Below are 13,546 nucleotides of genomic sequence, written 5' to 3'. Positions count from 1 at the left end.
ATAAAAAAACCCGCCGAAGCGGGTTTTTTATTATGGTCAGCAACGATTAATCGTTATCAGAACCGCCCAGGCCTGCGTTCAGCAGTTCTGCCAGGCTGGCAGACGCATCTTCAGCAGTCACCTGCGGTGCAGCCGGGAGTTCACCCGCAGCACGGCGGCGCATACGATCCTGGTGGTACGCATAACCGGTACCTGCCGGGATCAGACGACCCACGATAACGTTCTCTTTCAGGCCACGCAGTTCGTCGCGTTTACCCGCAACGGCTGCTTCGGTCAGGACACGCGTGGTCTCCTGGAACGATGCCGCAGAGATGAAGGACTCGGTTGCCAGAGACGCTTTGGTGATACCCAGCAGATCGCGGGAGAACGTTGCACCCACTTTGCCGTTCGCTTCCAGGTCGCGGTTAGCGATCTTGACGCGGGAGTATTCAACCTGCTCGCCTTCCAGGAAGTCGGAGCTACCTGCATTTTCGATGGTGGCTTTACGCAGCATCTGACGAACGATAACTTCGATGTGTTTATCGTTAATCTTAACGCCCTGCAAACGGTATACGTCCTGTACTTCGTTAACGATGTAACGAGTAACAGCATGAACACCACGCAGACGCAGAATGTCGTGCGGCGCTTCCGGGCCATCGGAAACCACGTCACCACGTTCTACACGTTCACCTTCGAACACGTTGAGCTGACGCCATTTCGGAATCATCTCTTCGTACGGCTCGCTACCGTCTACCGGGGTGATAACCAGACGACGTTTACCTTTGGTTTCTTTACCGAAGGAAATGATGCCGCTGATTTCAGCCAGGATTGCCGGCTCTTTCGGACGACGCGCTTCGAACAGGTCAGCAACGCGCGGCAGACCACCGGTAATATCCTTGGTACCGCCGGATTCCTGAGGAACACGCGCCAGGGTGTCACCAGAGCTGATCTGTACGCCATCTTCCAGCTGAACAATCGCTTTACCCGGCAGGAAGTACTGCGCAGGCATATCGGTGCCAGGGATCAGAACGTCGTTACCCTGAGCATCAACGATTTTCAGCGCCGGACGCAGGTCTTTACCACCCGTAGTACGCTCTGCGGAATCCAGGACCACCAGAGAAGACAGACCGGTCAGCTCGTCAGTCTGACGAGTAATGGTCTGGCCGTCGATCATGTCAGTGAAGCGGACGAAACCACTTACTTCGGTGATAACCGGCATGGTGTGCGGGTCCCAGTTTGCAACGGTTTCGCCGCCGGCAACCTGCTCACCATCACCTTTCGCCATAACAGAGCCGTAAGGCACTTTATAGCTCTCTTTGGTACGACCGAATTCGTCGATCAGTTTCAGCTCGGTGTTACGGGAGGTGATAACCAGTTTACCGCTGGAGTTCACAACCGACTTCGCATTGCTCAGACGGATGCTACCTTTGTTTTTCACCTGGATGCTGGATTCAGCAGCCGCACGAGATGCCGCACCACCGATGTGGAACGTACGCATCGTCAGCTGTGTACCCGGCTCACCGATGGACTGTGCCGCGATAACGCCGATAGCTTCACCTTTGTTGATGATGTGGCCACGCGCCAGGTCACGACCGTAGCAGTGCGCACATACACCAAAGTCGGTGTCACAGGATACAACGGAACGCACTTTAACGGCGTCAACAGAGTTCTCTTCCAGCAGGTCACACCACTGTTCGTGCAGCAGCGTGTTGCGCGGAACCAGAATATCTGCGGTGCCCGGCTTCAGTACGTCTTCAGCAGTCACACGACCCAGTACGCGATCGCGCAGCGGCTCTTTAACGTCGCCACCCTCGATAACCGGAGTCATCAGGATACCTTCGTGAGTACCGCAGTCGTCTTCAGTTACCACCAGATCCTGCGCAACGTCAACCAGACGACGAGTCAGATAACCGGAGTTCGCTGTTTTCAGTGCGGTATCCGCCAGACCTTTACGCGCACCGTGAGTGGAGATGAAGTACTGGAGTACGTTCAGACCTTCACGGAAGTTCGCGGTGATTGGCGTTTCGATGATGGAGCCATCTGGCTTCGCCATCAGACCACGCATACCAGCAAGCTGACGAATCTGTGCCGCAGAACCACGCGCACCGGAGTCGGCCATCATGTAGATGCTGTTGAAGGAAACCTGCTGCTCTTCCTGACCGTCACGGTTAATCACGGTTTCGGTCTGTAGGTTGTCCATCATCGCCTTGGATACACGATCGTTCGCCGCAGCCCAGATATCGATAACTTTGTTATAGCGTTCGCCCGCTGTTACCAGACCAGACTGGAACTGTTCCTGGATCTCAGCAACTTCGGCTTCCGCTTCGGAGATGATCTCGTGTTTCTTCTCCGGGATAACCATATCGTCGATACCAACGGATGCACCTGAACGCGCTGCATAAGCAAAGCCGGTGTACATCGTCTGGTCCGCAAAAATAACGGTCGGTTTCAGGCCCAGAATACGGTAGCAGGTGTTCAGCATTTTAGAGATGGCTTTCTTACCCAGCGCCTGGTTGACGATGGAGAAAGGCAGACCTTTCGGTACGATCATCCACAGAATGGCACGGCCGATGGTCGTGTCTTTCAGGCTGGTTTTCGCCACGAATTCGCCGTTAGCATCTTTTTCGTATTCGGTGATACGCACTTTAACGCGCGCATGCAGAGAGGCCAGGCCAGCGCGATAAATACGCTCAGCTTCTTTCGGGCCAGTCAGCACCATGCCTTCGCCTTTGGCGTTAACACAGTCACGGGTCATGTAGTACAGACCCAATACAACGTCCTGAGACGGAACGATGATAGGTTCGCCGTTCGCCGGGGACAGGATGTTGTTGGTAGACATCATCAGCGCACGCGCTTCCAGCTGGGCTTCCAGCGTCAGCGGTACGTGAACAGCCATCTGGTCACCATCGAAGTCGGCGTTATATGCCGCACAAACCAGCGGGTGCAGCTGGATAGCTTTACCTTCGATCAGTACCGGTTCAAATGCCTGGATACCCAAACGGTGCAGTGTTGGCGCACGGTTCAGCAGTACCGGGTGTTCGCGGATAACTTCGTCCAGGATATCCCAAACGACAGCTTCTTCACGCTCAACCATTTTCTTCGCGGCTTTGATGGTGGTGGCGAGGCCACGCAGTTCCAGCTTGCCGTAGATGAACGGTTTGAACAGCTCCAGCGCCATTTTCTTCGGCAGGCCGCACTGATGCAGACGCAGGTATGGACCTACGGTAATAACAGAACGACCGGAGTAGTCAACACGCTTACCGAGCAGGTTCTGACGGAAACGACCCTGTTTACCTTTGATCATGTCGGCCAAAGATTTCAGAGGACGTTTGTTAGAACCGGTGATCGCACGACCGCGACGACCGTTATCCAGCAGGGCGTCAACCGCTTCCTGCAACATACGTTTTTCGTTACGTACGATGATGTCCGGCGCAGCCAGATCCAGCAGACGTTTCAGACGGTTGTTACGGTTGATCACGCGACGATACAGATCGTTCAGATCCGACGTTGCGAAACGACCACCATCCAGCGGAACCAGCGGACGCAGATCTGGCGGCAGAACCGGCAGAACGGTCAGGATCATCCACTCTGGTTTGTTACCAGACTGAACGAACGCTTCCAGCAGTTTGATACGCTTGGTCAGCTTTTTACGCTTGGTTTCGGAGTTGGTTTCGTTCAGCTCTTCGCGCAGAGTTTCACACTCTTGCTCCAGATCCATGCTCTTCAGCAAGGCCTGAATAGCTTCCGCACCCATTTTCGCGTCGAATTCGTCACCGAACTCTTCCAGCGCGTCCAGATACTGCTCTTCAGTCAGGATCTGCTGGCGTTCCAGATTAGTCATACCGCCTTCGATAACCACATAGGATTCGAAGTACAGCACGCGTTCGATATCGCGCAGCGGCATATCGAGCAGCAGGCCGATACGAGACGGCAGAGATTTCAGGAACCAGATGTGAGCAGTCGGGGACGCCAGCTCGATGTGGCCCATACGCTCACGGCGTACTTTAGTCTGGGTCACTTCAACGCCGCACTTCTCACAGATCACACCACGGTGTTTCAGGCGCTTGTACTTACCGCACAGGCACTCGTAATCTTTTACCGGCCCGAAGATACGGGCGCAGAAAAGGCCGTCACGCTCAGGCTTGAACGTACGGTAGTTGATGGTTTCCGGCTTTTTAACTTCACCGAAAGACCATGAACGGATCATGTCTGGCGAAGCCAGAGCAATTTTGATCGCATCAAACTCTTCGGTTTTAGTTTGCGCTTTCAGAAACTTTAATAAGTCTTTCACGGATTTGCTCCCGTCGGAGTTAGCACATTCCGCTGCCGGGTATTACCCCGGCAGCAGTGACCTGTTTGAGCGAGAATTACTCGTCTTCCAGTTCGATGTTGATACCCAGCGAACGAATCTCTTTCAACAATACGTTGAAGGATTCTGGCATGCCCGGTTCCATCTGATGGTTGCCGTCCACGATGTTCTTATACATCTTAGTACGGCCATTCACGTCATCAGACTTAACGGTGAGCATTTCCTGCAAGGTGTATGCTGCGCCGTATGCTTCCAGCGCCCACACTTCCATCTCCCCGAAGCGCTGACCACCGAACTGCGCCTTACCACCCAGCGGCTGCTGAGTAACCAGGCTGTAGGAACCGGTGGAACGAGCGTGCATTTTGTCGTCGACCAGGTGGTTCAGTTTCAGCATGTACATGTAACCTACGGTTACCGAACGCTCGAACTGTTCACCGGTACGGCCGTCAAACAGCGTGATCTGGCCGGAAGTCGGCAGGTCACCCAGTTTCAGCAGCTCTTTAATTTCCGCTTCTTTCGCACCGTCGAACACCGGCGTTGCGATCGGCATACCTTTGCGCAGGTTTTCAGCCAGACGCAGAACTTCTTCATCGCTGAAGGTATTCAGGTCAACTTTCTGACGAACGTCAGCGCCCAGATCGTACGCACGCTGGATGAATTCGCGCAGTTTCGCGACTTCCTGCTGCTGTTTCAGCATGGCGTTGATCTTATCGCCGATACCTTTCGCAGCCATACCCAGGTGGGTTTCCAGAATCTGACCGATGTTCATACGAGATGGTACGCCCAGCGGGTTCAGTACGATGTCTACCGGCGTGCCGTTTTCATCGTAAGGCATATCTTCGATCGGGTTGATCTTAGAAATTACACCCTTGTTACCGTGACGACCTGCCATCTTGTCACCAGGCTGGATACGGCGTTTAACCGCCAGATATACCTTAACAATCTTCAGCACGCCCGGTGCCAGATCGTCGCCCTGAGTGATTTTGCGGCGTTTCGCTTCGAGTTTTTTCTCGAACTCGTGTTTCAGTTCGTCGTACTGCTCAGCCAGTTGCTCCAGCTGATTTTGTTTCTCTTCGTCGGTCAGGCCCAGTTCCAGCCAGCGATCGCGCGGCAGTTTGTCGAGCTTCTCAGCTTCAACGCCACCGGAAACCAGCACAGCGTGGATACGGCTAAACAGGCCAGCTTCGAGGATCTGCAATTCTTCAGACAGGTCTTTCTTCGCCTGCTTCAGCTGCATCTCTTCGATTTCCAGCGCACGTTTGTCTTTTTCTACGCCATCGCGAGTAAAGACCTGAACGTCGATAACCGTACCGGAAACACCGTTTGGTACGCGCAGAGAAGAGTCTTTAACGTCAGACGCTTTCTCACCGAAGATCGCACGCAGCAGTTTTTCTTCTGGCGTCAGCTGGGTTTCACCTTTCGGCGTTACCTTACCAACCAGAATGTCGCCGCCGGTCACTTCCGCACCGATGTAAACGATACCGGATTCATCCAGTTTAGAGAGTGCAGCTTCACCCACGTTCGGGATATCAGCGGTGATCTCTTCCGGCCCCAGCTTGGTGTCACGGGACACACAGGCCAGTTCCTGAATGTGGATGGTGGTGAAACGGTCTTCCTGGACAACACGCTCGGAAACGAGGATGGAGTCTTCGAAGTTGTAGCCGTTCCACGGCATGAACGCTACGCGCATGTTCTGACCCAGCGCCAGTTCACCGAGGTCGGTGGACGGACCGTCAGCCAGCACGTCGCCGCGCTCAACCGGCTCACCCAGAGAAACACACGGCATCTGGTTGATACAGGTGTTCTGGTTAGAGCGGGTGTATTTGGTCAGGTTGTAGATGTCGATGCCTGCTTCGCCCGGGTACATCTCGTCTTCGTTAACTTTGATAACGATACGGGACGCATCTACGTACTGAACAGTACCGCCACGTTTAGCAACCGCAGTTACACCGGAGTCAACGGCAACAGCACGTTCCATACCGGTACCAACCAGCGGCTTATCAGCGCGCAGAGTCGGAACCGCCTGACGTTGCATGTTCGCACCCATCAATGCACGGTTGGCGTCATCGTGTTCCAGGAACGGGATCAGGGACGCACCGACGGAAACCACCTGCTGAGTGGAAACGTCCATGTAGTCAACCTGGTCGCGGCTGAACAAGCTGGATTCGCCTTTGCTACGGCAGGTAACCAGATCTTCTACAAAGTGGCCTTCGTCATCCAGGTTGGAGTTCGCCTGAGCGATAACGTAGTTACCTTCTTCGATAGCAGACAGGTAATGAATTTCGTCAGTCACCACGCCGTCGGTGACTTTACGATACGGAGTCTCAAGGAAACCGTATTCGTTAGTCTGTGCGTACACGGACAGGGAGTTGATCAGACCGATGTTCGGACCTTCAGGCGTTTCGATAGGACATACGCGACCGTAGTGGGTCGGGTGTACGTCTCGAACTTCGAAGCCTGCGCGTTCACGGGTCAGACCGCCTGGGCCGAGTGCGGAGATACGACGTTTGTGCGTAATCTCAGACAGCGGGTTGTTCTGGTCCATAAACTGAGACAGCTGGCTGGAACCGAAGAACTCTTTCACTGCCGCAGAAATCGGTTTGGCGTTGATCATGTCCTGAGGCATCAGGGTATCCAGATCGCCCAGAGACAGACGCTCTTTCACCGCACGCTCAACACGCACCAGGCCAACGCGGAATTGGTTTTCCGCCATTTCGCCTACGGAACGGATACGACGGTTGCCGAGGTGGTCGATATCATCGACTTCGCCTTTACCGTTACGGATATCAATGAGCTTCTTCATCACGTCAATGATGTCGTCTTTGCTCAGGATACCGGAACCTTCAATTTCGTCGCGCAGCAGAGAACGGTTGAACTTCATACGACCAACCGCAGACAGGTCATAGCGGTCTTCGGAGAAGAACAGGTTCTCAAACAGGCTTTCAGCCGCTTCACGAGTCGGCGGCTCACCCGGGCGCATCATGCGGTAGATTTCTACCAGCGCGCTCAGACGATCGTTGGTCGGGTCGATACGTACCGTTTCTGAAATGTACGGGCCGTGATCCAGATCGTTGGTGAACAGCGTTTCGATACGCTTGTGGCCAGACTGGCTCAGCTTCGCCAGCAGATCCAGGCTCAGCTCCATGTTCGCTGCGCAGATCAGCTCGCCAGTTGATTCGTCAACGTAGTCTTTAGACGCCACTTTACCCGCGATGTACTCAACCGGAACTTCGATATGTTTGATATCGTCTTTTTCCAGCTGGCGAATGTGGCGCGCAGTAATGCGACGACCTTTTTCGACGTACACTTTGCCGTTGGCTTCGATGTCAAAGGAGGCGGTTTCACCACGCAGGCGTTCCGGCACCAGTTCCATCTGCAACTTGTTGTCGCGGATCTCGAAGATCACTTTCTCAAAGAACAGGTCCAGGATCTGCTCAGTGGTGTATTGCAGTGCACGCAGAATGATGGTCGCAGGCAGTTTACGACGACGGTCGATACGGACAAACAGGTTGTCTTTCGGATCGAACTCGAAGTCCAGCCATGAACCACGGTAAGGAATGATGCGCGCGTTATACAGTACTTTACCGGAAGAGTGAGTTTTACCTTTATCGCTGTCGAAGAAAACACCCGGGCTACGATGCAGCTGGGAAACGATAACACGCTCAGTACCGTTGATAACGAAAGTACCGTTGTCGGTCATGAGCGGAATTTCGCCCATGTAGACTTCTTGTTCTTTAATGTCTTTTACGGTGCCTTCCGGCGCTTCGCGCTCGTAGATCACCAGACGCAGTTTTACGCGCAGCGGTGCGGAATAGGTCACGCCACGGATCTGACATTCCTGAACGTCAAACACCGGTTCGCCAAGGCGGTAGCTGACGTATTGCAGCTCGGAATTACCGCTGTAGCTCTGAATCGGGAACACGGAACGGAATGCAGCTTCCAGACCGTACTGCCCTTCAGGATCTTGCTCGATAAACTTCTGAAACGAGTCAAGCTGGATAGAAAGGAGATAAGGTACATCCAGAACTTGTGGACGTTTACCAAAATCCTTACGAATACGTTTTTTCTCGGTATAGGAGTAAACCATAGGGTTCCTCAGCTCGCTGACAAGTCGACCCATCTGTCCTGCGGAGGGACAGTTTGTGCAACACTATTTTGTTGACCGGAAAATGGAATACTTTCCGCAATGCCTGTTGCTATCACGCTTAAACCATTTCATTGCGATTTACACAGAACGGGCGTTCTGTCGCAGTATATTAAGTCGTCGATAGAAACAAGCATTGTCAGGACAACCAGTAGTCAAACAGTGTGAAACGCTACTGGCGCCTTACAGCGCAAAAAGGCTGGTGACTAAAAAGTCACCAGCCATCAGCCTAATTTCTTAGGCTGCAACCGGAAGGGTTGGCTTATTTAACTTCAACTTCAGCGCCAGCTTCTTCCAGAGATTTTTTCAGAGCTTCAGCGTCATCTTTGCTCACGCCTTCTTTCAGAGCGGCCGGAGCAGATTCTACCAGGTCTTTAGCTTCTTTCAGACCCAGGCCAGTTGCGCCACGTACTGCTTTGATAACAGCAACTTTGTTAGCGCCAGCAGCTTTCAGAATTACGTCGAATTCAGTTTTTTCTTCAGCAGCTTCAACCGGGCCAGCAGCTACAGCAACAGCAGCAGCAGCGGAAACACCGAATTTTTCTTCCATTGCAGAGATCAGTTCTACAACGTCCATTACGGACATAGCGGATACTGCTTCAATGATTTGATCTTTAGTGATAGACATTTAAATTGTTCCTGAATATCAGAATAAGTTTATACGTAAGCGGATGCGTTACAAAGATAACTGCGATTAAGCAGCTTCTTTCGCATCGCGTACAGCAGCCAGAGTACGAACCAGTTTGCCAGCCGAAGCTTCTTTCATGGTTGCCATCAGGCGTGCAATTGCTTCTTCGTAGGTCGGCAGAGTTGCCAGGCGGTCGATCTGAGACGCCGGGATCAGCTCACCTTCAAAGGCAGCGGCTTTGACCTCAAATTTTGCATTCGCTTTCGCGAACTCTTTGAACAGACGAGCAGCAGCGCCCGGGTGTTCCATAGAGTATGCAATCAGGGTCGGACCAACAAACGTGTCTTTCAGGCACTCGAACGGAGTACCTTCAACGACGCGGCGCAGCAGGGTGTTACGAACAACACGCATGTAAACGCCAGCTTCACGACCTGCTTTACGCAGTTCAGTCATTTTATCTACAGTTACGCCACGGGAATCCGCAACTACTGCAGACAGCGCGCCTTTGGCTACTTCGCTGACTTCAGCAACAATCGCTTGTTTGTCTTGAAGATTTAAAGCCATTAGCTTTGCTCCTGGATGTTTGCCAGAGCTCATGCTCTGGAACTCACTTCACTTTCCTCAACGAGGAGAGCGTCTTAATACGGTGAGCAGAAACAAGCCAGAGTATAAAAAATAATCTTAGCGTTCTGTCACCGTCTACGCAGGGCATTAAGTTTCTTACGAAACACCTGCGGTCTTCGACGGAGGCCTGGATAGGCCAGGCTCCAACGAACAAATCTTGTCTATCTGTCGCTATTCAATCTGTGCCGGCGTTGACTGCCTTCGTTCACACCAGTCACATAGTTGACTATGCTCCTGGCGATTCACTCAGTTGTCGCCTTGCCACAGCCTGAATATCTCGGATATACGTCTGCAATTAGCAGAAACGTGGGGGTAAGATTGTAGACAAAATCACCGCCCACGTAAAGGCGAATATTAGTTCGCCACAGTCGCAGTCAGACCGGACTGATCAACGGCAACGCCAGCACCCATGGTGGTGGAGATGCTAACTTTCTTGATGTACACGCCTTTCGCCTGAGTCGGTTTTGCTTTTTTCAGCGCAACCAGCAGAGCTTCCAGGTTTTCTTTCAGTTTGTCAGCGTCAAAATCCACTTTACCGATGGTGGTGTGGATGATGCCGTTTTTGTCGTTACGGTAACGAACCTGACCAGCTTTAGCGTTCTTAACCGCTTCAGCAACGTTAGGCGTTACAGTACCCACTTTCGGGTTCGGCATCAGGCCACGCGGACCCAGAACCTGGCCCAGCTGGCCAACAACGCGCATTGCATCCGGGGAAGCAATAACAACGTCAAAGTTCATTTCGCCTTTCTTGATCTGTTCAGCCAGATCTTCCATACCTACCAGTTCAGCGCCAGCAGCTTTAGCAGCTTCAGCGTTTGCACCCTGGGTAAATACGGCTACGCGAACAGAACGGCCAGTACCGTGCGGCAGTACAGTTGCACCACGTACGTTCTGGTCAGATTTACGCGCGTCGATGCCGAGGTTAACGGCAACGTCTACGCTTTCTACGAACTTAGCAGTGGCCAGTTCTTTCAGCAGAGAGATAGCTTCGTTGATGTCGTACTGTTTGGTCGCATCAACTTTCTCACGGATCACACGCATGCGCTTGGTCAGTTTAGCCATTTCTTAGTCCTCCACTACCAGGCCCATGGAACGTGCAGTACCTTCGATGGAGCGAGTCATCGCTTCAATGTCGGCACCAGTCATGTCGGCAGCTTTGGTCTGCGCGATTTCCTGCAGCTGAGCGCGGGAAATTTTACCTACTTTGTCTTTGTTCGGCTTGCCGGAACCAGACTTAATACCAGCCGCTTTCTTCAGCAGAACTGCTGCCGGAGGCGTTTTGGTAATGAAGGTGAAAGAACGGTCAGCGTAAACGGTGATAACAACCGGAATCGGCAGACCTTTTTCGATGGAATCAGTTTTTGCGTTGAACGCTTTGCAGAATTCCATGATGTTTACGCCCTGCTGACCCAGAGCCGGACCCACTGGCGGACTCGGGTTAGCCATACCAGCTGCAACTTGCAGCTTGACGTAGGCTTGTACTTTCTTAGCCATTGCAATTTCCTCGTTTGGGTATAACGCCTGAAAACAGGCTCCCCGTGATATAAAAAATCGTTTTACGGGCCAGGCCCATAAAAACAAAAGGCGCGAAATTGTATTCCAATCTCGCGCCTTGTGCAACGATTAAATCGCCGCTTTTTTGATCGCTGCTTAGGCTTTCTCAACCTGGGCAAAGTCCAGTTCTACCGGAGTCGCACGACCAAAGATAGAAACAGACACCTTCAGGCGGGACTTCTCGTAGTCCACTTCTTCAACAACGCCGTTAAAGTCAGCAAACGGACCGTCGTTAACACGAACCATTTCACCCGGTTCAAACAGCGTTTTCGGACGCGGTTTATCACCGACCTGTTGCAGACGGTTCATGATCGCATCAACTTCTTTGTCGCTGATTGGCGCCGGACGGTCAGACGTACCGCCGATGAAGCCCATCACACGCGGAACACTGCGCACCAAGTGCCAGCTTGCGTCGTTCATCACCATCTGAACCAGGACGTAGCCCGGGAAGAATTTGCGCTCGCTTTTGCGACGCTGGCCACCACGGATTTCGACCACTTCTTCGGTCGGCACCATGACTTCACCAAACAACTCTTCCATATTGTGTAATTTGATATGCTCACGCAGCGATGTTGCTACGCGGCCTTCAAAACCGGAAAACGCCTGAACGACGTACCAGCGCTTTTTAGGAGCTTCAGACATCTCAGAACCTCAGGCCAGTGATAAAGGATACCAGGCGAACCAGAATACCATCCAGTCCCCACAGGATCAGTGACATTACTGCGGTAACCGCAGCCACAATCAGCGTGGTGTGCAATGTTTCCTGGCGAGTCGGCCAAATGACCTTACGGACTTCGGTACGCGCTTCACGGGCAAAAGCAACGGTTGCTTTACCTTTTGTCGTCAACAGCGCGACACCACCCGCTGCAGCAATCAGAATTACTACGGCCAGCGCACGCAGCGGCAGCATCATGTCGCGATAGAGGTAGTTGCCCACAATAGCCACAAGCAGCAATGCGACAACAACGACCCACTTCATCGCTTCCAGGCCGCGCCCGCTTCCTTGAGCTTCGGTATTCGCACTCATAAACCAACCTGTCAGAAGTATTCTACAAACATTTTCACCCCGCGTATGCGAGGCAATCCAAACCGAAATGCTCTGTGTTGCGTTTCGGACTAAACGCCCTCAGCAGAGCCTGTCTCAGCAATGATTATGACAAAAAAAATCACTGATGAGCCAGGTTCTGATGTGAAAGCGTGCAAAAAGGGCATCAAATGATGCCCTTTTATTGCGCATTGCGTCAAATGTTATCAGCGATTAGCCGAGAACTTTAGCAACCACGCCTGCGCCAACAGTACGGCCGCCTTCACGGATTGCGAAACGCAGACCGTCGTCCATCGCGATCGGGTGGATCAGGGTAACAACCATTTTGATGTTGTCGCCCGGCATTACCATCTCTACGCCTTCCGGCAGTTCGATGGTGCCAGTCACGTCAGTTGTACGGAAGTAGAACTGCGGACGGTAGCCTTTGAAGAACGGAGTATGACGGCCGCCTTCATCTTTGGACAGAATGTACACTTCAGATTCGAACTTGGTGTGCGGCTTGATGGAACCCGGCTTAGCCAGTACCTGACCACGTTCGATTTCTTCACGTTTGATACCACGCAGCAGAACACCTACGTTCTCACCAGCACGGCCTTCGTCCAGCAGTTTGCGGAACATTTCAACGCCAGTACAGGTAGACTTCGCAGTCTCTTTGATACCAACGATTTCAACTTCTTCGCCCACTTTGATGATACCGCGCTCTACACGACCGGTAACAACGGTACCACGACCGGAGATGGAGAATACGTCTTCGATCGGCAGCAGGAAAGGCTTGTCAATCGCACGCTCTGGTTCCGGGATGTAAGAATCCAGGTAGCCAGCCAGTTCGATGATTTTCGCTTCCCACTCTGCGTCGCCTTCCAGCGCCTTCAGAGCAGAACCACGAACGATCGGCGTGTCGTCGCCCGGGAAATCGTACTGAGACAGCAGTTCACGCACTTCCATCTCAACCAGTTCCAGCAGCTCTTCGTCATCAACCATGTCGCATTTGTTCAGGAACACGATGATGTACGGAACGCCTACCTGACGACCCAGCAGGATGTGCTCACGGGTCTGCGGCATCGGGCCGTCAGTCGCAGCAACAACCAGGATCGCGCCGTCCATCTGCGCAGCACCGGTGATCATGTTTTTAACATAGTCGGCGTGGCCCGGGCAGTCTACGTGCGCGTAGTGGCGAGTCGGGGTGTCGTATTCAACGTGAGAAGTGTTGATGGTGATACCACGAGCTTTTTCTTCCGGCGCGTTATCGATCTGGTCGAATGC

General features: G+C 52.8%; 9 protein-coding genes. All 9 read right to left on the bottom strand.

Translation table 11 applies throughout. The annotated features are described in order from the left end of the window. Positions 1 to 46 precede the first annotated feature (46 nt). Positions 47 to 4,270: a DNA-directed RNA polymerase subunit beta' gene (gene rpoC / locus OGV50_RS10975; RefSeq protein WP_012133810.1), complete on the bottom strand. Its 4,224-nt coding sequence runs from the start codon at positions 4,268 to 4,270 to the stop codon at positions 47 to 49. Between the two features lie 76 nt (positions 4,271 to 4,346). Then, positions 4,347 to 8,375 (bottom strand): DNA-directed RNA polymerase subunit beta, encoded by a 4,029-nt coding sequence (rpoB, locus tag OGV50_RS10970; protein ID WP_024130652.1) that lies wholly within the window; start codon positions 8,373 to 8,375, stop codon positions 4,347 to 4,349. A 319-nt stretch (positions 8,376 to 8,694) separates the two neighbouring features. Continuing rightward, positions 8,695 to 9,060: a 50S ribosomal protein L7/L12 gene (rplL, locus tag OGV50_RS10965; protein ID WP_012133812.1), complete on the bottom strand. Its 366-nt coding sequence runs from the start codon at positions 9,058 to 9,060 to the stop codon at positions 8,695 to 8,697. A 66-nt stretch (positions 9,061 to 9,126) separates the two neighbouring features. Next, positions 9,127 to 9,624, bottom strand: coding sequence for a 50S ribosomal protein L10 (gene rplJ, locus OGV50_RS10960; protein ID WP_004097644.1), 498 nt, complete (start codon positions 9,622 to 9,624; stop codon positions 9,127 to 9,129). A gap of 414 nt (positions 9,625 to 10,038) precedes the next feature. Further along, positions 10,039 to 10,746 carry a 50S ribosomal protein L1 gene (gene rplA, locus OGV50_RS10955; RefSeq protein ID WP_012133813.1) on the bottom strand — a complete coding sequence of 236 codons (708 nt, stop codon included), beginning with the start codon at positions 10,744 to 10,746 and terminating at the stop codon, positions 10,039 to 10,041. A gap of 3 nt (positions 10,747 to 10,749) precedes the next feature. Next, a complete protein-coding gene (gene rplK / locus OGV50_RS10950) occupies positions 10,750 to 11,178 on the bottom strand; it encodes a 50S ribosomal protein L11 (RefSeq protein ID WP_012133815.1) in 429 nt (142 codons plus the stop codon). 156 nt (positions 11,179 to 11,334) lie between these two features. Then, positions 11,335 to 11,880: a transcription termination/antitermination protein NusG gene (gene nusG / locus OGV50_RS10945; protein WP_003862341.1), complete on the bottom strand. Its 546-nt coding sequence runs from the start codon at positions 11,878 to 11,880 to the stop codon at positions 11,335 to 11,337. Between the two features lies 1 nt (position 11,881). Next, the gene (gene secE / locus OGV50_RS10940) at positions 11,882 to 12,265 is read right to left on the bottom strand and encodes a preprotein translocase subunit SecE (protein ID WP_012133816.1); all 384 of its coding nucleotides are present in this window, start codon (positions 12,263 to 12,265) and stop codon (positions 11,882 to 11,884) included. A 231-nt stretch (positions 12,266 to 12,496) separates the two neighbouring features. Continuing rightward, positions 12,497 to 13,546 (bottom strand): elongation factor Tu (tuf, locus tag OGV50_RS10935; protein ID WP_286450944.1); only part of this gene is annotated, 1,050 nt, incomplete at its 5' end.

It is taken from the genome of Citrobacter sp. CK180, from assembly GCF_030333655.1.
GTDB classification, from domain to species: Bacteria; Pseudomonadota; Gammaproteobacteria; order Enterobacterales; family Enterobacteriaceae; genus Citrobacter_B; species Citrobacter_B koseri.
The sequence above is the reverse complement of the archived record's forward strand: the minus strand, read 5'-3'. Positions and strand labels throughout refer to the sequence as shown.